Origin of the sequence: Lacipirellula sp., from assembly GCF_965279485.1 — a bacterium.
GTDB lineage: Bacteria > Planctomycetota > Planctomycetia > Pirellulales > Lacipirellulaceae > Lacipirellula.
Window position 1 is genome coordinate 1,363,897 of record NZ_CBDIIC010000001.1, and the last position, 21,184, is coordinate 1,385,080.

The 21,184-nt window shown below is 58.4% G+C and carries 28 protein-coding genes and 1 tRNA gene; 22 read left to right on the top strand and 7 right to left on the bottom strand.

Annotated elements, in window-relative coordinates:
* Nucleotides 1-31 precede the first annotated feature (31 nt).
* Complete coding sequence (locus ACQY7R_RS05735; RefSeq protein ID WP_428304631.1) at nucleotides 32-1,717, bottom strand: amidohydrolase; 1,686 nt, start codon at nucleotides 1,715-1,717, stop codon at nucleotides 32-34.
* A gap of 43 nt (nucleotides 1,718-1,760) precedes the next feature.
* On the bottom strand, nucleotides 1,761-2,102 hold the full coding sequence (locus ACQY7R_RS05740; RefSeq protein WP_428304632.1) for a DMT family protein: 342 nt from the start codon (nucleotides 2,100-2,102) through the stop codon (nucleotides 1,761-1,763).
* A 266-nt stretch (nucleotides 2,103-2,368) separates the two neighbouring features.
* Here ACQY7R_RS05740 and ACQY7R_RS05745 point away from each other — a divergent pair, with 266 nt between their 5' ends.
* Together ACQY7R_RS05745 and ACQY7R_RS05750 are read left to right on the top strand one after the other, a co-directional pair.
* Nucleotides 2,369-2,890: a hypothetical protein gene (locus tag ACQY7R_RS05745; protein WP_428304633.1), complete on the top strand. Its 522-nt coding sequence runs from the start codon at nucleotides 2,369-2,371 to the stop codon at nucleotides 2,888-2,890.
* A 160-nt stretch (nucleotides 2,891-3,050) separates the two neighbouring features.
* On the top strand, nucleotides 3,051-3,575 hold the full coding sequence (locus ACQY7R_RS05750; RefSeq protein WP_428304634.1) for a hypothetical protein: 525 nt from the start codon (nucleotides 3,051-3,053) through the stop codon (nucleotides 3,573-3,575).
* A gap of 198 nt (nucleotides 3,576-3,773) precedes the next feature.
* On the opposite strand, the gene ACQY7R_RS05755 is transcribed toward ACQY7R_RS05750, so the two are convergent.
* A tRNA-Ser gene (locus ACQY7R_RS05755) sits at nucleotides 3,774-3,860 on the bottom strand.
* A 109-nt stretch (nucleotides 3,861-3,969) separates the two neighbouring features.
* Here ACQY7R_RS05755 and ACQY7R_RS05760 point away from each other — a divergent pair.
* A complete protein-coding gene (locus ACQY7R_RS05760; protein WP_428304635.1) occupies nucleotides 3,970-5,049 on the top strand; it encodes a tyrosine-type recombinase/integrase in 1,080 nt (359 codons plus the stop codon).
* On the opposite strand, the gene ACQY7R_RS05765 is transcribed toward ACQY7R_RS05760, so the two are convergent.
* On the bottom strand, nucleotides 5,026-5,493 hold the full coding sequence (locus ACQY7R_RS05765; RefSeq protein ID WP_428304636.1) for a helix-turn-helix domain-containing protein: 468 nt from the start codon (nucleotides 5,491-5,493) through the stop codon (nucleotides 5,026-5,028). The genes ACQY7R_RS05760 and ACQY7R_RS05765 overlap by 24 nt on opposite strands.
* 71 nt (nucleotides 5,494-5,564) lie before the next feature.
* Between ACQY7R_RS05765 and ACQY7R_RS05770 the strand changes: the two genes are divergently transcribed.
* Together ACQY7R_RS05770 and ACQY7R_RS05775 are read left to right on the top strand one after the other, a co-directional pair.
* Nucleotides 5,565-5,963: a hypothetical protein gene (locus ACQY7R_RS05770; protein ID WP_428304637.1), complete on the top strand. Its 399-nt coding sequence runs from the start codon at nucleotides 5,565-5,567 to the stop codon at nucleotides 5,961-5,963.
* A 103-nt stretch (nucleotides 5,964-6,066) separates the two neighbouring features.
* Nucleotides 6,067-6,693, top strand: coding sequence for a hypothetical protein (locus ACQY7R_RS05775; RefSeq protein WP_428304638.1), 627 nt, complete (start codon nucleotides 6,067-6,069; stop codon nucleotides 6,691-6,693).
* 226 nt (nucleotides 6,694-6,919) lie between these two features.
* Here the strand turns inward: ACQY7R_RS05775 and ACQY7R_RS05780 are convergent, their stop codons facing one another.
* Nucleotides 6,920-7,522, bottom strand: a complete 603-nt coding sequence (locus ACQY7R_RS05780; protein WP_428304639.1) for a tyrosine-type recombinase/integrase — start codon at nucleotides 7,520-7,522, stop codon at nucleotides 6,920-6,922.
* Nucleotides 7,523-8,432: 910 nt separating this feature from the next.
* Here ACQY7R_RS05780 and ACQY7R_RS05785 point away from each other — a divergent pair.
* The 14 genes from ACQY7R_RS05785 to ACQY7R_RS05850 all read left to right on the top strand — a co-directional run bounded on the left by ACQY7R_RS05785 (nucleotide 8,433) and on the right by ACQY7R_RS05850 (nucleotide 16,536).
* Entirely contained in the window at nucleotides 8,433-8,960 is a 528-nt protein-coding gene (locus ACQY7R_RS05785) for a hypothetical protein (protein ID WP_428304640.1), read from the top strand.
* On the top strand, nucleotides 8,957-9,592 hold the full coding sequence (locus tag ACQY7R_RS05790) for a hypothetical protein (protein ID WP_428304641.1): 636 nt from the start codon (nucleotides 8,957-8,959) through the stop codon (nucleotides 9,590-9,592). Before ACQY7R_RS05785 ends, ACQY7R_RS05790 begins: the two co-directional genes overlap by 4 nt.
* On the top strand, nucleotides 9,531-11,243 hold the full coding sequence (locus ACQY7R_RS05795) for a phage/plasmid primase, P4 family (RefSeq protein ID WP_428304642.1): 1,713 nt from the start codon (nucleotides 9,531-9,533) through the stop codon (nucleotides 11,241-11,243). Before ACQY7R_RS05790 ends, ACQY7R_RS05795 begins: the two co-directional genes overlap by 62 nt.
* A gap of 79 nt (nucleotides 11,244-11,322) precedes the next feature.
* Nucleotides 11,323-11,496, top strand: coding sequence for a helix-turn-helix transcriptional regulator (locus ACQY7R_RS05800; protein ID WP_428304643.1), 174 nt, complete (start codon nucleotides 11,323-11,325; stop codon nucleotides 11,494-11,496).
* Between the two features lie 239 nt (nucleotides 11,497-11,735).
* A complete protein-coding gene (locus tag ACQY7R_RS05805; RefSeq protein ID WP_428304644.1) occupies nucleotides 11,736-11,924 on the top strand; it encodes a hypothetical protein in 189 nt (62 codons plus the stop codon).
* Nucleotides 11,921-12,112 (top strand): hypothetical protein, encoded by a 192-nt coding sequence (locus tag ACQY7R_RS05810; RefSeq protein ID WP_428304645.1) that lies wholly within the window; start codon nucleotides 11,921-11,923, stop codon nucleotides 12,110-12,112. The genes ACQY7R_RS05805 and ACQY7R_RS05810 overlap by 4 nt, the downstream gene beginning before the upstream one ends.
* Before the next feature lie 9 nt (nucleotides 12,113-12,121).
* Entirely contained in the window at nucleotides 12,122-12,376 is a 255-nt protein-coding gene (locus tag ACQY7R_RS05815; protein ID WP_428304646.1) for a hypothetical protein, read from the top strand.
* Entirely contained in the window at nucleotides 12,377-12,571 is a 195-nt protein-coding gene (locus ACQY7R_RS05820; protein WP_428304647.1) for a hypothetical protein, read from the top strand.
* Nucleotides 12,572-12,757: 186 nt separating this feature from the next.
* Complete coding sequence (locus tag ACQY7R_RS05825) at nucleotides 12,758-13,573, top strand: hypothetical protein (protein WP_428304648.1); 816 nt, start codon at nucleotides 12,758-12,760, stop codon at nucleotides 13,571-13,573.
* Nucleotides 13,574-13,813: 240 nt separating this feature from the next.
* A complete protein-coding gene (locus ACQY7R_RS05830) occupies nucleotides 13,814-14,341 on the top strand; it encodes a hypothetical protein (RefSeq protein ID WP_428304649.1) in 528 nt (175 codons plus the stop codon).
* A 91-nt stretch (nucleotides 14,342-14,432) separates the two neighbouring features.
* Nucleotides 14,433-15,113, top strand: coding sequence for a hypothetical protein (locus ACQY7R_RS05835; RefSeq protein ID WP_428304650.1), 681 nt, complete (start codon nucleotides 14,433-14,435; stop codon nucleotides 15,111-15,113).
* A gap of 65 nt (nucleotides 15,114-15,178) precedes the next feature.
* The gene (locus tag ACQY7R_RS05840) at nucleotides 15,179-15,529 is read left to right on the top strand and encodes a hypothetical protein (RefSeq protein WP_428304651.1); all 351 of its coding nucleotides are present in this window, start codon (nucleotides 15,179-15,181) and stop codon (nucleotides 15,527-15,529) included.
* Between the two features lie 309 nt (nucleotides 15,530-15,838).
* Entirely contained in the window at nucleotides 15,839-16,288 is a 450-nt protein-coding gene (locus ACQY7R_RS05845; RefSeq protein WP_428304652.1) for a hypothetical protein, read from the top strand.
* Nucleotides 16,285-16,536, top strand: coding sequence for a hypothetical protein (locus ACQY7R_RS05850; protein ID WP_428304653.1), 252 nt, complete (start codon nucleotides 16,285-16,287; stop codon nucleotides 16,534-16,536). Before ACQY7R_RS05845 ends, ACQY7R_RS05850 begins: the two co-directional genes overlap by 4 nt.
* Before the next feature lie 230 nt (nucleotides 16,537-16,766).
* Here ACQY7R_RS05850 and ACQY7R_RS05855 read toward each other — a convergent pair whose 3' ends face one another.
* Nucleotides 16,767-17,501, bottom strand: coding sequence for a hypothetical protein (locus tag ACQY7R_RS05855; protein ID WP_428304654.1), 735 nt, complete (start codon nucleotides 17,499-17,501; stop codon nucleotides 16,767-16,769).
* Between the two features lie 153 nt (nucleotides 17,502-17,654).
* Nucleotides 17,655-18,029 carry a hypothetical protein gene (locus tag ACQY7R_RS05860; protein ID WP_428304655.1) on the bottom strand — a complete coding sequence of 125 codons (375 nt, stop codon included), beginning with the start codon at nucleotides 18,027-18,029 and terminating at the stop codon, nucleotides 17,655-17,657.
* A 723-nt stretch (nucleotides 18,030-18,752) separates the two neighbouring features.
* On the opposite strand from ACQY7R_RS05860, the gene ACQY7R_RS05865 reads away from it, so the two are divergent.
* From ACQY7R_RS05865 to ACQY7R_RS05875, 3 genes are read left to right on the top strand one after another with little or no spacing between them, the layout of a single operon-like run.
* Entirely contained in the window at nucleotides 18,753-19,643 is an 891-nt protein-coding gene (locus tag ACQY7R_RS05865; RefSeq protein WP_428304656.1) for a DUF1559 domain-containing protein, read from the top strand.
* A 34-nt stretch (nucleotides 19,644-19,677) separates the two neighbouring features.
* The gene (locus ACQY7R_RS05870) at nucleotides 19,678-20,445 is read left to right on the top strand and encodes a VTC domain-containing protein (RefSeq protein ID WP_428304657.1); all 768 of its coding nucleotides are present in this window, start codon (nucleotides 19,678-19,680) and stop codon (nucleotides 20,443-20,445) included.
* A gap of 5 nt (nucleotides 20,446-20,450) precedes the next feature.
* Nucleotides 20,451-21,158 (top strand): DUF4956 domain-containing protein, encoded by a 708-nt coding sequence (locus ACQY7R_RS05875; protein ID WP_428304658.1) that lies wholly within the window; start codon nucleotides 20,451-20,453, stop codon nucleotides 21,156-21,158.
* Nucleotides 21,159-21,184: the final 26 nt, after the last annotated feature.

Consider the following 21,184-nt stretch of genomic DNA (forward strand, 5'->3'; position numbering starts at 1 on the left):
AGGGGGCGGGAGCGATGGCGGTGGGCGAAACTCAGGGCCGAGCTTCGATATTCTCCCCGTTCTTCCGCTCGTAGACAATGCGTCCCCCCGCCATTGTCAAATCGACCCGGGCGTCGGCGATTTCGTTGGGATTTCCCTCGACGATATTGCGGTCGATGATCACCAGGTCGGCGAGTTTACCCGCTGCCAGCGTTCCCAAATCGTGCTCGCGGAACGCCGCGTAGGCCCCGCCGCTGGTGTAGGCCTGCAGGGCTTCGGCGGCGGAAATCTTCTGCACCGGCACCCAGCCGTCGGGATGCTTGCCGTCGAGCGTCCGGCGATTGACCGCGGCGTCGATCCCTTCGAGCGGCGTCGCCGGCGCCACGTACCAGTCGCTGCCAAATGCCAGATGCGCGCGGGAATCGAGCAGCGAGCGGAAGGCATAGCTCGTCTCGCTCCGCCGGGCGCCAATGACGCGCTCGGCCCAACGGCCGTCGTCGATCGCGTGGTACGGCTGCATGCTGGCAATCACGCCCAGCTTGCCATACCGTGGGATATCGGCCGGATCGATATGCTGCGAATGCTCGATGCGGAACCGCCGGTCCCGCTCGCCATTGCGCTTAGCGACGCGTTCGAAGACGTCGAGTTGCAGCCGAATCGCACGATCGCCGATCGCGTGAACGGCGACCTGCAAGCCGGCCCGATCGGCGCCGGCGGTCCACTCTTCGAGATCCTCGACCGTGTTCACCAAGAGTCCGCTGTCCTTTGGCGAATCGTTGAACGCCGCCAGGAAAGCGGCCGTGTGCGAACCGAGCGAACCGTCGACGTACCCCTTCAAGCCACCGATTTGCAGCCACTCATCGCCGCGGCCAGCCCGCTTCACTTCCTCTGCCAGCCGCTCCCACTGTCCCAGCGGCGTGCAGGAGTAGACGCGAACGTTGAGCAGCCCCTGTTTGTGAGCCAAGCGAAAGACTTCCAGGTCGCGCCAGGTCCCCATGTCGTGGACCGCCGTCACTCCCTGGGCGTTGAGGTATGTCATCGCCGCGACGGCCGCTTCGAGGCGTTCGCCCTGCGACGTCGGCGGCGCCGCACGATCGATGAGCGTCATCGCGTTGTCCTTGAACACGCCCGTCGGTCGGCCATTCGCATCGCGGACGATCTCTCCGCCGGCCACGTCCTTCACGTCGTCACCGACGCCAGCCACCCGCATCGCCGCGCTGTTGGCGAGCGCCATGTGCCCGTCGAGCCGCGAGATCCACACGGGCGTCTCGGGCGTGACGGCGTCGATCCACTCACGGTCGGGCATCTCGCCGCCCCAGACGGTGTGATCCCAATCGCCGCCGGTGATCCAGGCGCCGGGGCGACGCTCCCGCTTGGCGAACTCGGCGATGCGTTTGACGAATTCCTCGCGCGTGGCGGCGTCGCGGAGTTGCACCGAGGTGAGATGGAGCCCGCCATCGATGAGGTGGATGTGCGAGTCGATCATCCCCGGCACGACGAGTCCGTCGCCGGCGTCAATCACTTGCGCGTCGGGCCGCAACTTGGCTGCTGCATTACTGCGGCTGCCAACAAACGCAATGCGGTCGCCGTCAATCGCCACCGCCTCGGCCCATGGCTGCGCGACGACGCCGGTCCAGACGCGGCCGACTACTAACCGCTGCGCAGCGTTAGCCGCCACCACTTGGCTGCTGTCGGCGAGCATCCAAACGAACAGAAAGAGCGCAAAGGCGCTCGTCATCCGCCGATCGAACGTCCTAGACGCTGGCCGGCCCACACTGCTGCTACTTACGGAAGACAAAATACACGGCTCCGCATAAACAGAGGCCCGCCCACAAATAGTTCAGCCGCACCGGCTCTTTCATGTAGAAGATCGCGAACGGCACGAACACCGTCAGCGTAATCGCCTCCTGCATGATTTTCAGTTGGCCGATTTCGAGCTGCGTATGCCCGATCCGGTTCGCCGGCACTTGCAGCAGGTACTCGAACAGAGCGATCCCCCAACTCACCAGCGCGGCGATGTACCACGGCTTGGTCGCCAAGTTCTTCAGATGCCCGTACCACGCGAACGTCATGAAGATGTTCGACGCGGTGAGGAGTAGCACTGTTTTCGCAATGACTGACATCCCTGCCGTCCTTCCCAATAGCCGCCGCCCCGCGGCGAGTTCAAAGTTTCGAGCCTTCGGCCAGCCCGCGAGAGCCGGTTGACTGCGTTTTTACCGGCCGCAAGACGGGGTCGCAAGCACGAGGCGCCGGCCGGCAATTGGCACGCCTCCCGCCCGCATAACCGTCAGAAGGCGAAATCCTTCGCCAATCCGCGAGGTTTACCGCAGCGGCAGTCGATGGGTAGGCGTAGTTCGCCCTCCCCCCCCGACCCCGGTTGACGTTCGGCATGGCTACCCGCGAAATGACTACGGTGAACGTTGAACAATTGAAGATTCGCCTCGGCGTGATTGCTGGCCGCGCCGCCGGCATCATGAACGTCGATCGGACGCTTAACATGGCGCCCGGAGTGAATATCGCTGACGCCAATGGCACCGAAACGTTTCTCTTCGGCTTGCGCGAAGTCCGCGCGGCGCTCCACTCCGCCGAGCAGCTCGCCCTTCGCTTCCCCGGCGGCACGCCGCTCCGTTCCGAAATTCGCAACGCGATCCACGTCGCCCGCGGCTGCTTCCGCGAGGCCGATGCGTTGGCGACTAGCAGCTTCGAGCGCGGCGACTTCGCCGCAGCAGCAGCGATCGCCGCCGAAGCGCTAGCCCGCATCGACCGCGACGCCGCCGCGAAGCTGATCCAACTCGCCGACAGTCTTCCCTCCGAGATGCCGGCAGTGAAGCGGCCGCACTACCTGCAGTACCTGATGGCGTATTCAGATCGCTCGGCGGCAGGCTCGATCTTGGCGGAGATCGGTACATAGGAACAGGCGCCAGCCTTTTACCCACTTCGCCGACTTTTCCAACGCCAGCAGCGCAGGTCGCGGGAAGCAGCTTGCCCGCGACGCTGGCAACTGATCGGGAATTAGTTGAAATCGCGAAAGTCGCGCCGCGTTAATTCAACTCTCGAAGTACGATGCCCGCATGGCAACGCTTCGAGAGTTGATTGACGGGTCGAAGGTCGTCCGCGCCGCGGCGATGATGCTCGGCGTAGGAAGCCTCCTCGGATTGCTACTCACGGTGACGTTGTGGGCGTTCGCCTACCGAGACGCCGCCGTACTCAGCGGCTGCTATGGCGAAAAGCATGCATATTCGCTGCATGCTTGGCAGGGGCAAGTCGCGTGCGTTGCCTTCAAGCTCAACAATCCCATCCTCCGATTCGCGTGGCTGCGGGGGATGAGGGTGGAATCGATTAAACTCAGCCCCGAAGAAGCCGCTAGATCGGCAAAAGAGAACGAAGACCAACGGTTTCGCGCCTCGCTTTTCGCTTCAGACGACGCGCCGATTGACGTCCGTTTTCCATTGTGGGCGGCGTGCCTGGCATTCCTGACCGGCCTGGCCGCGGCGTTGGCGCTCTCGTTCCGATTCACCGCGAGAACGGTGCTGGCTGCTTCAGCGCCTTACGGAGCCGTCTTGGGATGGATGACGGCAATCTATCTCCGCACCTGAGCGGACGCCGGCCGCAACATCATCGGATTGACGGCTTGATCTGTTGCGGACATCCCGCGGCGTTCTAAGCCGCTGACGATCGAACTATGGATGCCGGCGGAGCCGGTGGCTTTAAGCAGGCAGATCGACTGCTTGCCGGGCCTCCTCGTTAAACGCGAAAAGGCCTGCAGCTGCAGACCTTTTCAAACGCTCCAAAGGCGGTCGGGGAGGGATTCGAACCCCCGATACACTTTCGTGTACGCCGGTTTTCAAGACCGGTGCCTTAAACCGCTCGGCCACCCGACCACACTCATAATATGCCTTATTTTCACGGGTTTGTCAAATTGGGCGGTTTCCCTTTTTGACGCACGACACCCGTTTCGACACCTTATGAGCCATGTGGTAAACTTGGAACATGGCAAAGTCCGATCCAGACTGTCCGTTGTTCCCCCATCAGAATGGCCAATATGCCAAGAAGATCAAGGGGAAGCTCTATTATTTCGGCACGGACAAAGACAAAGCCGTAGCGACCTACCTGGAGAAAAAGGACTATCTTCACGCGGGCATCGCCCCTCCCGCCGAGTGCGACACCATCGGACACCTGCTAGATGCCTTTATGGAGGGCAAGAAACAGGCTCTGGACGCGGGCGAACTCGCTACCCGGACGTTCAAGGAATATGAAACCGTCTGCGACATAATCGCCGAGACGATCGGGAAGCGGCGAGCCATCGACCATCTGGCTCCGGCTGACTTCACCAAACTGCGCCGGCGGCTCAGTACGAAGCTGAATGGCGAGCCAGCCTCCCCTGTTTCTGTAAAGCGATTGCTGACGTTCGCTCGGATGCCGTTCTACTTCGCTAATGAGGAATTAGGAACGAGCATCAAATACAAAAAGGCATTGCGAACCCCGCCGGCGAAAGCGATCCGAGCGGCTCGCGAAGCCATCGGCGAGCGACTGTTTACGCCCGATGATATCCAGAAAATAGTGAAGGCGGCCACGCCTCCGCTGCGGGCCATGACATTACTAGGAATCAATTGTGGGTTTGGCCCTGCCGACTGTCGGCAAGTGCCGATTGAGGCCCTCGATTTGGTCGGCGGTTGGCAGACGTTCTCACGCCCTAAGACGGGAGTGAAGCGGCGTTGCCCACTCTGGCCAAGCACTGCCGCCGCACTCCAGGCCGTGATTGGCGAACGAACCAGCGGACCCGTGTTTGAGGGCTGTTGGAATCGGCACGTTGTCGCCAGAGCGTTCCAAGCACTCTGCATCGGAACGGGCGTCTACCGCGAAGGCGTCACGACGTTCTACAGCCTACGGCGCACATTCGAGACGGTTGCAACCGCGTCCGAGGTTCCGCAAGCCATTATCAATGCGATCATGGGCCACGCCGAACACGATATTCCGGCCGTCTACCGCCAAAAGGTTTTCGATGAGCAGCTGAAGAAGTGCGTCAACTTTGTTGGCGACTGGACGCTAGGTCGAATATCTCTTGTATGAGCCTGTTTTGACTCGGCGTTTCGGCGTCGTCGGCGCCAATGACTGTTTGCCTTGCATGAACCTATCAAGCTCGGCTGTAGTCACCACCCAACGCGGCCGGCCTTTTCCAAGATTAGAGGCTTTCAACTGCCCGCGGCGGATGCAATCCCGCACATAGTCCGGCGACTTCTTCAAGCGGCGAGCCACTTCCGGCGGAGTCAACGTCTCTGGCGCAAACGTCGCCAAGCAATCCGCGAGTAGACGTTGCGTGTACCGCAGTCCACCGTTCCTCCGCTGGCAAAGCTCGACAATTGCCGGATGGCCGGTCCGAATCGCCTCCGCCTTGATCTCACGACCAATGCTCAAGCACTCATCGCGGAAACAATCCCCGCCCGGCTCGCCGATCGGGAGTTCTTTCAACCACGATTCGACCTGTCGGATTCGTTTCTGAATGAAGGCTTTCACGGCTACTCCCCTGAGGACCATCTAAAGTGTAGAACACATTTCGGACCTGCAATTTTCGGAGGGAAAACCGAATGAATATCAGCGAAATGCCCAATTATGAGCTATTGGACGCCCTCACTTGGGAGCAACGAGAGTTCATCTATGAGGCGGAAAAACGAGAACGGGAAAAAGATGCGCCGCTCTTGTCGCGGAAGGTCAAAATCTGGATTGGCGTCTACATCTTTGGTTGCTTGCTTATGTATTTCGGCGTTGCGAAGGGTCTATTAGAGGTTTGGGCGAGCAAGGGGCGGGTTTGGGAGTTCACCCTAGACCACGAATTCCCCTTCGGTTTGCTGAATGCCGTGGTAGAGCTTGTTCGCCCGTTTCTGGCAGTGGTTATTAGCGGTTGGGCAATCGCAATTCCTCTACTGATACCGTTCGGCCTTTGGTCCTATGGAGAGGACATTCATCGCTGGTTCAAAGAGCGTTGAACAGATTCAATGATGAACCAGGGGAATGATTGAACCCGCTGGTTCGATCAATCGGCACAATCCTGTTAGAATCCTGTCCCCTATCCCGCACAGGACAAACGCAATGGATGCCTTTGAAAGCCCTCTGGAAAGACTCTTTCACGATCAACTTTTGAAGCGACTTCCGCGGGGCGTGTCGATACAGCCTCAAGTTGAGGTGCAAACGCTATGCGGAAAGTTCCGCCTAGATTTCATGGTGGAAGTGGGCGGGCGCCGCGTCGGCCTGGAGTGTGACGGCAAAGAATTCCACGATGAGTGGCGGGACGAATGGCGCGACGCCATGATTCTGGGCGACAATCAAGCCGATGAAATCATTCGTTTTCGTGGTTGCGATCTGACCTACCACCTAGACGATTGCATGTACTTGCTTGCCCACCTCCAGCCGCTCTTGTTCGCAGACCGCCAGAGGATAGTGATTGAAAAACTCGCCTCCGATCGGGTGAAAGAATTTGTCGCCGGCGGCAATCTACATCCCACAATGACGATGCTCACCTACGGGTGCATAAACGGTTCCGGCGGGCCTGATTTCATTATCATCATGCGACGTTCGCGAGAGGGACTAACGACAAGCGTCGGCCGCGAATTCTGGGCGGTATTGCATCGGCGAGCCGTGGAGGCCGGCGGTGGTTCACTGGATGCAATTATGAAAGCCGACGCTGAAGAGACGCGACTGTCCTGGACGGCTCCGTAACAACCAAGGGTTCAGCGACTTATTTGATCCACCCGCCTCCCTGATTGTGGATTTTGTTGTCTGCTTTCAGGCTGGCCGAACGGCTCAAGAAATCGCTATAGGGCACGCGGCGGCACAGTCGATACGACCGACCATCATCGACCCGCTGCAACCCACCCCCGGCGCCGGGCCGGCGGGCGGCACCACCCCGGCATCCAGGTAGCAGCATTAAGCAAGGCTGTTGCTGCTAGTCAAAGAGATTGCCAACAGTCTCATCGCCATCGCTCACTAGATGCGTGTAAACGCTAGTGGTTGCGATGTTGCTATGCCCCGCCGCGTCTCGCACTTCGGCGATACTACGGCCAGCGTGCAACGCATGGCTAATAAACGAGTGCCGCCCGTCGTGGATGGTGACGTGGCGCTCGGCGCCGAGAACGCGGCAACACGCCTGGAAACGCTTGCGAGCGTTCAGGCGGTCAATCTGGCCTCCCGTGCGAGTGACCAGCAAGGAATCACTGCCCAATGCCCCTTGGGCCTCTCTGGCGGCCTTCCACGCTCGCAAGTCGTCCAACGTGGAACCGTCCCACCATAGCGGCACAATGCGTTCCTTGGCACCCTTGGCGATCGTCTTAGGCACCTTGATTGTCGGCTTAGTGCTGCTCACTCGCAGGTCACACAACCGCAGCCGCGTTAGCTCAGAGGCCCGTAGGCCGCAGCAGCACGCGAGCCGGAAGAGTATCAGGTTCTGAGCGGTGTTAGGCGAGCGGCGGGCCTTACGCTTCAGGTCGGCCAGCACGGCCTGAATTTCAGAGCGGGTCAGCACGCGGCTACGGGCGACGGTCCAAGTCATGACGAGACCTCAAAAGACGAGATTGACCACATTACTCAAAGTCTGCCTCATAGCCCTACGAATTCAACTACATTCCAAGCGAAATGTGGTCGAATCCGTCAAATGAGGCCTCGGAGGTGGGATTGTGACGGCCGGCCGGTTGTAGGGTACCCCTGCGACCGCGGTGGCGGCCGGGCGTGTTGGAGGCTGCTTTTTCAAAAAGCGCCGAAAACGGATGGCGTGATTGAGCAGTTGATCGGCCTCAATACGTTTGAGAACGGTCTAGACGCCTAAATCGTCCAGGCACGTCCAGGCACAGACAGGGTCAATCCAGGCACTTTGATGCTTTCGGCGTCGCCGTATCTCCTTTAGCCCTAAGGAGTTACACCTAAATCGTCCAGGCAAGCCAGGCATTTTTCATTCTGAATTAGTTTCTGTAGGTAACGACGTGTCTAACGTAATAGCTATAACGTGCGACGCTACGTTCATAGCGAAAGAGAATTGGAATCGTCGAAATGCCTGTCATGCCTGGACGATTGCTCAAAAAGGCCTATTTTCATAGGCTCAAACGCATGTTGACGGCGCTCAAAATGCCTGGATTGTGCCTGTCACTGCCTGGACGATTTCGGAATTCTTAAAGAATTCGGGCGAATCGGGTCCACTTTGTCACAAGACTACTACAGCGGGACAACTATTTCCCGGTTTCTGGCAGATTTCGGCCGGAGCCGGGCAAGAGTGAGACAAGACTACTACAGCGGGACCTAGTGTTCCGCCTCTCGGCACCGCAAGGAATCAGTGAACCACTGACTCCGACGCCTCCCTGCCTCTGGCAGGCCACTGAACGCTTGAACCACTGGATTGCTTGGTTCCCTTCTTCCGCCCCTCTAGCACGCTGCTAGGGGCCTCTCCAATCCTCCTACAGGCTCCCGGTATGCGCCAGATTCAACTAACCCAAGAGCAAGTTGCCCTAGTCTCCGCCGAAGACTTTGAAGCCGTGAACGCTCACAAGTGGCGTGCTTGCAAAAGCAAGATGACGAACACCTATTACGCACAACGCAATATCCGCCGTGGTGGCAAGTGGACCTCTCAACTCATGCACCAATTCATTGCGGAACTCATCGGCTTGGACCTGTCGAATGGTCGCACGGTTGACCACGAAAATCACAACACCTTGGATAACACCCGCGGCAACCTACGTTCGGCTACGAGGACCGAGCAGCAACGCAATAAGCGTAAGCGTACTGACAACTCCAGCGGACTCATCGGCGTGACTTGGCATAAGGCCTCTCAGAAATGGAACGCCCAAGCCAGAGTCAACGGCAGAAACAAGAGTCTAGGTCTGTTCGATGACCTGATTTCTGCCGGTTGGGTTCGTGACAACTACGTCAAACAGCATCACGGCGAGTTCGCCGTCTTAAATAATCCGCCGGAACGTCGTCTGAAAGAGAGGGCAGCATGAAACAAACCATCGTTGAATTCCTTGATCGCATCGGCCATCCGGTTGCGATCGTTGCTCGCAAGCCTGTCGACGATCGAGCACCGCCGATGCAAGTTCTATGGCCTGTTGACCAGACCGACCGCATTGACCAAATCGAGTGGCTGGCAGAGCAATACAACGCCGTTTATTGCAACCTCAATCCGTTGCAGGAACGCTATCTAAGCGTTCGGCCTAAGCACGGCTCTTCCGTCAAAGACGTGATGATTGCCCGCCGCAGTCGGCTACTTATCGACATAGACGGCCACGGCGTTCCGCTCGATGAGGCCGAACGCCAAAAGGATGCCGTGAAGGCCCATCTAGGCTGGCCGGTGTTAATTGAAACCTTCACTGGAAATGGGTACGGCCTGATTTACGAAACCGATCTCCCAACGGATCGGGCATCCAACAAGCAAGTGAAAGATTTTCTGCACGGCCTCAACGAACAGTTTAACTGTGTCGATGTGAGCTGCTCAAACAGCGGCCGGCTAACTCGCCTTATCGGTACCTGGAACGTCCGGGATGGCGTTCGTATCCCCACTAGGATTTTAGGAAATGATTGGATCAAACCAACTCGCGGCAATGACGCCGGCCAAACCGAAAGCGAAGTCGCGTAAGAACTCGCGGCACGCGAACAACGTCACACTCATCGAAGATTGGGCTAAAGGCTCGCCATTCGGTTACAAGCAAACGAAACACGACGACAACTTCTCACTGATTCTTTTCCAGGTCTGCCCATTCCGTCCGGACGAGAACGACGGCGCTGCCGCAATCCGCGTGTGGAAGAATGGCAAGGTTGAGCCGAACTGCAAGCACTCCAAGTGCCAAGGTTTGTTGCTCGCCGATCTTGAAACCGCCATCGGTTCGCCGTGCCCGGTATGCCAAGAGCCGGTTGAAGTCTTAGCCAAGCTCGCCTTGGATCAACTCCATTGCTTCTACGCCGTTGACTTTGACGAGCGTTACGTCTGGCTTGAGGGGAAGTATCTAACGCTGAGCCGTGAAGCCGCCAAGACAATCCTGCTGCCGATGTTGAAGACAAAGGCCCGCGAAATCGGGTTCAAGCTAGACGACAAAGGTTTAGGCCTAGTGCTCCGCGAAATGCAGAGCCGTACCCAAATCATGATCGGCGGCCGTCCGCCGCAATGGTGGACCGGGGAGCCGGTGATATCGTCGCCAGCTTGGGATGATGCGAATCACGTTTTTGTCGTCGGCAATGGAATGCTGAATCCCGTTGCCTTCGCGACCGGTGAACCGCATTTCTGCACTAATCGCAGCCCTGCACTCTTCCACCGGTTCGCAAGTGAAGTGAACTACGATCCGAAGGCGCAGCATCGTCCCAATTGGGACAAGTACCTACGCGATTTGGAATTCTCCGACGATGAGCTACGCAACCTCCAGGAAGCAATGGGGTTCGCGGTGTTCTACGGCTTCCCCGGCCAGTACATCATTCTGACGGAAGGTGCCGGCGGCGGAGGCAAAGGCGTCTACATGTTGGCGACGTTGGAGATTGCCGGAACCTACGGCCTCTCTCGCGAGATAGATCAAGCCTTACGCGGCTTCGGACAAGCCGACATGCAAGGCCGCACGGTGTTTGCCGTGCCAGAGGCAGAGACGGAAGACTCTAAGACGTTGGCGAAGTTTGTCACGCTCATTAAGCGTTACAGCGGCGGAGACAAAGCATCGGTCGACGTGAAGCATGGGAGCTATGTCGAGTTGACTCACCTCCCAACGCCCTTGCTCAACAGCAACGACATTCTGGCACACATCAAAGACAGCCAAGGTTCGATTCTGCGCCGGTTAGTGATTCTCTACTTTCACAAGAAGATTCAGAATCCCGACATGCAGTTTTTCGAGAAGCTGAAACCGGAAATGCCGGCGATTCTCAATTGGTGTCTGGAGGGATTCCAGCGGCTCTACAACCGCGGATCGTTTCAGTTGCCGGAGTCGTCACTAGCGGCGTTGCAATCCTTCGCTGAATCGTCGTCGCCGCTGCAAGCGTTTGTTGACGATCACATTCAGCTAGACCGTGGTTCGTGCGTCTCCAGCGATGCCCTCTACAAATTGTATGACCGCTGGCACAACGACAACGGCGGAGACCATATCAGTCAGAAATCCTTCCCCGGCATGTTGAGCAAGTTGCTCGCCGGAGTCAAACCACCGCGGCGAATGGTGCGACCAAAGGGATATCAAGAGTTGCCGCATGAGCCAACCACCAAAGGCCGCGTCTCATTGATTGAGGGAATCCGCGTGGTCAACCTACCCGCCTAGTTGGGACGGCGGCCGTGCGGAAGAGTTGGCCGGCGGCCGTCGTTTCTTTTCATACACCGTTCTTAGAGGAGTTCTCACCATGTCTGATTTTCTGAAAGTCGGCGATGTCGCCGCAAAGTTGCAAGTGACCACTGACACCGTTCGGACGCTGGTTCGCAAAGGCGAACTGCCGGCACCCATTCAGTTAGGAGGCTCGCAGCGTTGGGATGCTGCCGAGTTGGATGCATTTATCAAGAGCCGTAAGGGGAAGTGATGCGCCCGATTTACGATCCCGAAATGGCGAAGATTCGCGACCGTTGCGGAGACCTGTTTTCGATACCGAGCCGAACGGAAAGAGCCTCCTGGATCAGTAGCATCACGGACCAGACTGCTGCCGCGGCTTGCGTAGGTTGGTCGCCCCAGTGGGTTAATCGTCGGCTCGACCCCGAAAAATATCAACGACACCTTGAATACAACGCTCGCTGGCGGCGAGAGAAACGATTGAGGGAAAGAATGAGCAAAGAAGAATTGAAGATGACAGCACTCGTCAACGCCCTAACCACTCTGATAGCTCCGATGGTCGGTAAAGCGGTCGGGGAGGCCGTTGAAACGTCCATCGTGAACGCACTTAACAACTCTGAATACAACCAGAGTATTGCGTCTTCACTGTCACGCATCGCAAGTGCTCTGGAGAACAAATGAGCGACCTACCCCGAACCACCATTTCAGCGGCGGCTATCGCGAGTCACGTTATTCCGGCGCTCGACGATTGTTTCGGCGACGACTTCGTCGCCATCGTCACCCGCCTTACGTCGATCGACGACAAGGCCGAACGTATCGCCGCGTCTCTTGAGAGCATCGCGGCCAGTCTTTCAACTTTTCAACAGTGAGGAACAACAATGAACAACACAGATTTTTTCAGCACGGCCAGCAGCGGCGTCGGCGACTCGCGGCGGAACATCAAATGTATGATTTCCGGCGCCGTGGTCGCGTCCTACTCGCACAGTGTTGAGAGTACCGCCGCGGCGTGGGCAACCGCTCGTGCGGCCCAAGCCGCGACAATCGCGGCGTTGCAAGCCGGCGGCTACATCGGCAAGGAACCGCAATACAACGTGAACACCCTCCAGGCGGCCTATCAGCGGAGCATTGCCTAGATGAACACATTCACGAAACAACTTGGACGGAACCGCTATGCGTGTCTGTTATCGGAACATGAGTTCCGCACGCAGCTAGAGGCGGAAGAACATCAAGAATCACTGATTCGCAAACTCCAAGCTCAAGGCCTACTCTCCGGCGATTATTCGTTCGGCGAACTCGATAAGGCCTATCGCAGTCGCAACGCGGCCTAACTCACGCGGCTAAGTCTTGGCGGACGCTGCCGCTCCCCGCGACTTGTTGTCGTGGGGTTCTTCTCTCAACGCCGATCGTTTTGGACGGACCCTCAGCAAAGCTACTGAGGCCACAACGATCGTCTGCGACCCCGCCGCGTTACACGGCGGGGAGTCTGCTCAGCGGACCGGCACCCTCTGAGCGAGTTGCCCGGCTGCCTTCATAGTCCGTGGAGGTGGCCGGCTTCTTTTCACTTAACCGCGACACGCCGTCGCAGGAAATACAGAATGCTTCTTACTGGTTTAGGGTTCGCCGCTCATGCCGCCGATCCACAAACGAAATTTCAATACGACCAGAAACAAGGGTCGAACTCTCAGGCCGCCCGCGATGCTTACGCCAAGGCACAAGCTCACGGCGAAGCCGTGATTGCCGCTCGCGAGAAGCGAGCCGGCCGCAAGCTGACGCAACGTGAGCAGTTCAACGGCCTCGACCGTGAGCCGATGAGCCATCATGAGCGAGCCGAGCACGAGGCGTTCAAGCCGAAGTTGGCAATCGCAGACAATCGAACACAGATGGAACGGGCGGCTGAGAACCTTGAAACAAAGACTCCGTTCGATAAGGCCTATGCCATGCAAGACCGCAACGCGCGATTGCTGGCCTTCGCCAAGGCCGCCGCGGGCGTTGACGATGATTCGTTGGAAGTCTTGGCCGAACTGAATGCCCACCTCGAAACCCCAGCGGTTGCGGCAGCACTTAAAGAAGTAGACGCCATCCGGAAAAACATGTTGTGGGATTCGTCCCGCACTGCCTCCGAGCTGGCCGCACTCGACCGAGTAGAGGCCCAATGGCGTGAGCCGAACGGAGACCGGGAAGCGGGCGTCACGATGTTGGCGAGAGTTCGGATTCAAGAACTAGAACGTCATGCGTCCGCAGTGGCCGCCCAGAATCAGCGTATCGCCGATGCCCAGAATGCTCTGGGCAGCTTGCTGGAGTCGGCGCCGCCGGTCGGAGGTGATGCATGATCCTCGCGAAGCGTTACCCCGACGCCACTTATGTGGTGATCGCAGACGGCGAAATTCTGGCGGCGAATGTTCCGAGGGCGGTGGCTCACCGTTCGTTGCGTGAACTCGTCTCCGGCCTGGAGGCCGATCGACTGTTGAACACAACAGTACCTGATTCAGATTGGCGCCGAGCGTTCATCGCCGCGGCCGTCAAATTGAGTGTGAAAGCATGTTCGTCGAACGCAAACGGAGGGCCGTCTAATGAGACGATTCGCAGCTAGAGAGGACGGCGGCCTATGGTCCGCAGCAACAGCGGCCAAATTGATTTGCTTCCAGCTTCCACTAGCGGACGCCATCGAAGCGGTTGTAGAAGCAACGAATCTTTCAAGGGAGGAAGTCTCAATCGGGTTCGTGTCAATGAGCCTGCAAGAGTGGTACTCCGTTTGGTCCTCCGCCGTCAGCTTCTCAATCCAATATCAGGAATTGCTGGCAGCAGAGAATGAGGTTCTCGGCGCCGACGTGACCGCCACGAAAGCCGAACTGGCGGCATTGAAAGCCAAGATGGCGAAGCATGAACACGACTACGCCCGCCATGCGCTCGCGACAGCGATTAAGGACGCCGAGCGGGCCGTTGACGACGAATACAACCGTCGCTTGCAGGTCAGTCAAAAGATGATGCCGAAAGGCGGGCAACTACTCGCGGACAAACTTTGGCATTGGATGTACGACAACAGCGACAATTACGCCGAGTTGATTCGGCTACGGAGTGACTATGCGGAAAAGTTTTAAGAGAGGGGAGGTTTTCGTAGTCGACGGAAAAGCCTGGACCCCAATTCGGCAGACCGCGAATCTCCCGCCGTCGCCAGATTGGATCGAAGCCGTGACGCCCAACTACCTTCCGGAGTTGCCGCAAGCGATCGAAGGCACCGCCGGAGCCGATGGGCGTGATGGAAAAGACGGCCGGGATGGCGTTGATGGCAAAAATGCCGAACTCATTCTTGCTGGCGAATACAAACGCAATCGAGTCTACGGCGCCAACAGCGTCGTCACGCACGAGGGCAGCAGCTATATCGCCAAGGTGGAAACCAAATCGGAACCACCGGGGAAGGCTTGGCAGCTACTTGCAGCCGCCGGCGCCGATGGGGCCGATGGCGAAGCCGTCGTCTACGCACAACGCGGCCGCCCTGGGCGTGATGGAAAAGACGCCGTTCTCGACACTCCCGCCGTGGCGGACGTTCCCATGAATGTGGGCGACGTTATCTATGCGAGCGGGCCGGGGCGTGTCGACAAGGCGCAGGCCAATGACGGTGAGACGACGACGGCAATCGGCATTGTGACGAGTGTCAACTCCAGTGCGATCAGTTACCGCACAACCGGCGTCGTGACGAACCCGGCGTGGGCCTTGGTTCCCAAGGCGGTTTACTACCTCGACCCGTTCACACCGGGCGGCATGACGACGATTTACCCGGAGACCGCTGGCCACTTTGTTGTGATTCTTGGCGTAGCTACGTCTGCGACTCAGTTGGCTTTGAACATCCATTACATGTTGGAGCAGAGCTAATGACAACTTTTCTTACACCGGGCGGCGGGCCGTTCAACAGGTTAGTCAATCCGGATACTCCAGCCGTGGCAGACGTTCCCATGAATGTGGGCGACGTTATCTATGCGAGCGGAGACGGTCACGTTGATTTGGCACAAGCTAGCCCGGCTGTCGACGACAGCGACGACAAGGCGTTCGCAATCGGCATGGTAACGGCTGTCAACGGAGAAGCTGTTAGCTACAGGACTACCGGCGTCGTCGACAATCCAGCCTGGAGTCTCACTCCACGGGCGGTCTATTACTTAAGCCCAACCGTCCCCGGCGGGTTGACGACTGAGTACACGGAAGCGAGCGGAGAATTCGCGATCATCGTAGGAACGGCTACTTCGCCTACTCAAATCGCACTCAATATCCATTGGATGCTTGAGAACGAATGATCTTGAGCCGCGGCGGCGGGGTGCCGCCTTGTCGCCGTGGCGCCTTACACGTCAGTTGCGGCGTGCTGCTGACGTTAGCCGTTCACGTTCTCCAGGCGAAACGTGGGCGGCGCTCTTACAACGACTCAGGCGAATTACCCATTCCCGCCTTGAGTCGTGCCGTCGCCGGTGTTGGTTAAGGTCACCGGCGGCGGCTTTTCAATCCATCGACTCGCGGCTTGGATGCGCCCTGCCGCTTGAAGTCTGGCCCGTCCGCCGGTGTTTACTATTCCGCCGGCGGGCGGGTTTATCAATCACAAGGAAGACACAATGAGAAAACGAATCGCAGAATTGATGGACGCTGGTTACGGCGTGCCTAAAGTCGCCCTCCTGCTCAACATCACCGGAACCGAAGTGAACATGGCGATATCGCCAACGCGATACCCGAATGCCGTGTGGGCTGACATGCTCCGCCGGGAAGGGTTCGACAATGAACGCATCGCCGAGCGACTCGATATGAAGCTATCCTCAGTGGAAGAATTCTTCGGCGAGCGTGTGAAGACAGTTGAACCAGAGGCACGGGCGAGCGGGTTCGTTGACGTTCATTGGGTCAATGACAAGTGGCAATCGTCCATCGTGCTCGATAACGGTTGCCGTGTGACGCTGCACCGCTCAGACGATGCCGTAAGTGCGGCGTGGGTCCGCGATGAGTTCATTAGCGAGAACAACCTAGAAGCATTCTTCAACTTGCCGCCAGAGCGGCGGAGGGTTCCACGATGAATCTCAAGGACCGACTAATCCAAGCGGCTAGCGATCGGATCGACCCGGCGGCCGCCGCAATCGCTAGAACATTGTTTGAGCAATACTCAGAGGAGCTGCTGGCGGCAGTCGACGCGGAACCGCTGGTACGTCAACGGGCATTCCCGTTTGAACACGGCGCCGACGTGTTCCGCGAGCTGCAACAGTTGCTCAACGGGCAAGGGATGGGCATCACGCAACGTGACGACGGCGTCATAGTGAACTGGTAGGGAGGCAGCATGACCAACTATGAATCATGGCTGGAGAAGCTCCGGCCGAAAGCAATACGACTTAGGGAGTTGGGATTCACCTACCAGCAAATAGCAGAGGCCCTAGCCATACCGCGGCGCGCGGCGGAGGGTTTAATTAACGATCGCCAAGCCGCATCGACTCCCGATAAATGATTAAGGCCTCCAGGTTTAACCCTGGAGGCCTTTTGCGTTTGATGATTGTGGGTGCCTCAGTCGCGTGACGGAGCCGTGTAAGGGTCACTACGCAGGATATTGCATTTGTCGCACCGCTGGCCAGTTTCTGGAGCAGCACCAAGCCCGCAGTGGCCACATTTTCCATTGTCAATGCGACTCGCGTACTGCTCATTGCCCTCGCGAAGTTTCCCCAGTAAGTCCTCAATCTCCGACTGAACGACTGGAGCGTGAACTACCGTCAACAGATAACGAGTTTCGTCAACCGTGATTTCTGATTCAGCGTCCCATTGTCCTGCACCGGTTGTCGCTTTGATTAAGTCGACCAACGAATCAAAATCCGGCTTCCCCTTATTATCGAGAGGCCACGGCGTAACTAAATCGCTCACCGCATAGACACGGGTTGTGCGATGGCGGGTGCTTTTCCAGGATTCTACGGCACCTTGATGGCTGGCGTCCTTTCGCATTTTGTCAAGCAACGCCGATATTTGGGCATGTACTTCTTTTGATTGTGCGATGACGAGTGATTCATCCCATACGTGGGCCATGATTTCGCCCTCGCCTTTGCCCGACGCCACCCAAGAATCAGGTTCGATGTTCTTCAAGAGGCTTACTAGGATAGATGGTTCAAAGCTCGTCTTACCATCCTTTTGTGACCATACCGATAAATCCCCAACAGGATACGTCACGAGGATGTGGGCCTTTTCTTGCTCCACTCCCTTCCCGCTCAGTAGAGCGAAAATCGAAAACGCTGCTAAAGTTACACGCAACATACGGGGCCTCCATGCGGCACGGGGATATAGCGGACCGCTAGGATTCTAATGGGTACTGAGTCGCACCGCCAACATCACTCCAGCACGCTAGCAAACAGAATACCCCGCCTCAACTGAGACGGGGTTTCGCTGATTCGGGGCTGTTTGGTTCGATCAGTTGCCGGCTGCGTACTTCGATGAGCCTTGGAACCGAGGACGCGGCGTCGGTGCCGCAACTGGCGGGCAGGTCGGCCGAATCACGTTCGTCTGGTAGACGATCATCTGCCGCAATGGCGGAGCGTACACGACAACCGTTGTTTGCCCGCCAGAGCGGACCCAATAGCCGATCGGCTTGGAAATAGTGCGAGCCTCCGCGGAGCCGGCGAAGATGGCCAACATGAGGCAGGCGGCGCCAATCTGGGCAAACGCCCGGTCTAGGATGCGAATGCGTGGGCGAGCCTCCAGACGAGCGATGGCCCGAATCTCGGCCAGACGAGCATTGTGAAGCTGTTGAATGCGAGCGATGAGGGCGGCTTTACGTTCGTTCACGGCGAAAACTCCTATTACCATCCCATTGATGGCATCCGACACCCGACAGGCTTGAAAAAGGGCGACACCACGACACCTGTAGGCAGGTCTAAGTGGAGTCAACTGAGGGCGGCGGAAGTAAGATTGCCCCAATATATTGCGTTATTGGGGCATGGTGGAGCGTGCCAAGTTGGTTTCAAGACCGGTGCATTCAACCGCTCTGCCACCCGACCGTGAGCCGCGAATTGGCGGCGAGTCTCACTATCCTACGGACGGTTAAAGAGCGACGCCAGGGCACGCAGAAACCCTCTTTTCGACGCCGCCCCTGCACAGCGACTCCGCCGCTTGGCTGCAGATTGCGAAATCGTCAGCCCCACGGGTATGCCCCCGTTCTGGCAAGCAATGAACGCCGCCAACCCCTACAGCAAATACATGAAGTTCCCGTGAAGGATTTATAAGGATTCTCATTGTTGGCTGCGAAAATGGCCATTATCATGTGGTTTGCTGCAGGATAGCTGCGGCAGGCAGTAGGTGGCCGCGTCGGCATTCGCGCGAACGCCTCCCCTCCTGCAAAAACAGGTACGCAGATTCCGGCCCTTTTCGCGAGTGATCGCCTGGAAATCGATGCCTATCAACAGTATTGCTAATCGAAGCGTTGCTAACCGAAGCGGGCTACCGCTGAGGGGCGATCATCGGGCGAAATCCCGTCGCCTTACCACCGCCTTCACGCTCGTTGAGCTCCTGGTGGTTATCGCCATCATCGGGGTGCTCGTGGCCCTCATCTTGCCAGCCGTTCAGGCGGCCCGCGAGTCGAGTCGTCGCAGCCAGTGCCTTAACAATCTGCGGCAGATTGGCCTGGGACTGCAGAACCACATTGCTGCTGAAGACAAATTCCCTGCCGGGAAGAAGTGGACCAACAAGCGCAGCCTGCCGCAGACGCAGCAAGTCGCTTGGTCATCGTTCCTGCTCAATTACATGGAGCAAGGAAACCTGCTGCCGAAGCTGAACTTTGCCGTTCCCCTCGCCGATCCCTCGAACCTGCCGGTGACCGGCACGATCATCGAAGTCTATCGCTGCCCGAGCACCGTCCGCATCGAAGCCCATCGTGGCGAAGACGGACGGTTGATTGAACTTGGCGTCCCCGGCGGCGGCATGGCCTGCATTGACTACCTCGGCTCGTCGGGCCCCGATAAGGACGACAAGCCGCCCGGTTCGACCGAACCGTACGGCCGACAGCGCGGCGTGCTCATCGGCACGAAGGGGATGCCGAACGAGGACACCATTCTCGAACCGCCGCCAGTAAAGGTTGCCCACGTCACCGACGGGCTCTCCAACACGATCGCCGTCGCCGAATGCACCGGCCGCGGCGTCGAAATGGACGACGGGGAAATTAAGTCGCTCAACGGCGCCTGGGCCTCAGGCAGCAACGTCAGCCACATCACCAAGGGCGTCAATCGAGAGACCGCCCCAGACGCTTGGTACAAGGAGACAATCTTCTCTGATCATCCCGGCGGCGCGACTTTCTTGATGTGCGACGGCTCCGCCCACTTCGCCGCGGATGAAATCGAAAAAGACGTCATCATGAGCCTTTGCTCTCGCGACGGCGAAGAGCAAATCGAAAGCCTGCCGTTCTAACCCTCCCGCCACTCCTCCATCTCCCGCCAAGACGATGAATGATCTCGGTGACTTTCCGACTGGCCGTTACGAGCGGAAATATCTTTTGACGGACACGATGGCCGTCGCCCTCCGCAACGAGTTGCTTCCCTACCTCGACGTCGACGCCCATACCCCGCCGGAGAGCGTGCGCGGCTACCAGGTGCTGAGCCTTTATCTCGACACCCCAGCGCTTGATCTCTACCAGCAGAGCCGGCAAGGGCTGAAGGAGCGAGTCAAGCTTCGCATCCGCTACTACGACCACGATCCGGAGGGAATCGCCTACGTCGAAATAAAGCAGAAGTCGCAGGGGCTCACCTTCAAGCGTCGCTTCTCGATTCACAAGTCGATGATCGAGTCGATGCTTCGCAACCCGAACTGCGAACATCTGCAGCACGCCCTCAGCAACGGCGCCCGCGGCACCGCCCTCGAAGAATTCGCCCAGCGCCGGCAGACCCTCGGCGCCGACCCGAAGCTGTTCGTCGCCTACGAACGCGAAGCTTACAATTCGAAGGACGAACCGCGCGTCCGCATCACGTTCGATCGTCGCATCACCACGAACGCGGCCATGCGTTCCGCCGGCCTGAACGCCCCTCGCTTCGGCTCGAACATCGGCGGCCTGAACGTGCTGCTTGAGTTCAAGTACGCCGGCACGCGCCCCCTCTGGCTGCGGGACACCCTGAAGAAATTCAAGCTCCGCCGCACCTCGTTCTCGAAGTTCGTCAAAGGGCTGGATATACTAGGGATCTCCGGGCAAGCCCCCAGTCCCTCGAAGGCAGGCTGATCGCGATGAACATCGGTTCGTGGATCGACATGATCCTCTACAGCGATCACGGCTCTCTCTCTCAACCGACGACGCTCGCTTTTACGCTGCTTCTGGCCTTTGCCATTGGCCAAATCATCGGCTGGGTCTACCTGGCGACCAACACGGCGCCTGACGCCACCAAAGCGTTCGTCGCCTCGCTGGTCGTGATGCCAGTGATCGTCGCCCTGTTGATGATGCTGATGGCCGGCAGTCTGATGGTGGCGTTCGGGCTGTTGGCGGTTTTCGCCGTCGTTCGCTTCCGCAATGTGCTGCGCGACACCCGCGATACTGTGTTCGTCCTGTGGGCGATCGTTGAGGGGATGTCGGTCGGCACGTTCCGCTACTCAACCGCCGTCATCGGCACGATTGCGATCGGCATCGTGCTCGCGTACCTGCGCATTACTAATTTTGGCGTCGATCGCCGCTACGACGGCCAGCTCAGCGTGGAAATATCAGGCGACCAGAAGCTGGGACGCGACGCGATGAACCGGCTCCTCTACCGCCACGCCAGCCGCTGGGACGTCGCGACCGAGCAGACGACGCCTGGCCAAGGTTCGGTCGTCACCTACCGCCTCCACCTCCGCGATCGATCGCGTTCCGGCGACCTGCGCATGGAACTCGCCGACGAAGGTCAGCTGCACGAAGTCTCGTACGTCCACCAACCCGCTCCGTCGAAAAAAGATTTCCAATAGGCATGCCGCCGCTCGCGGCTGCTAAT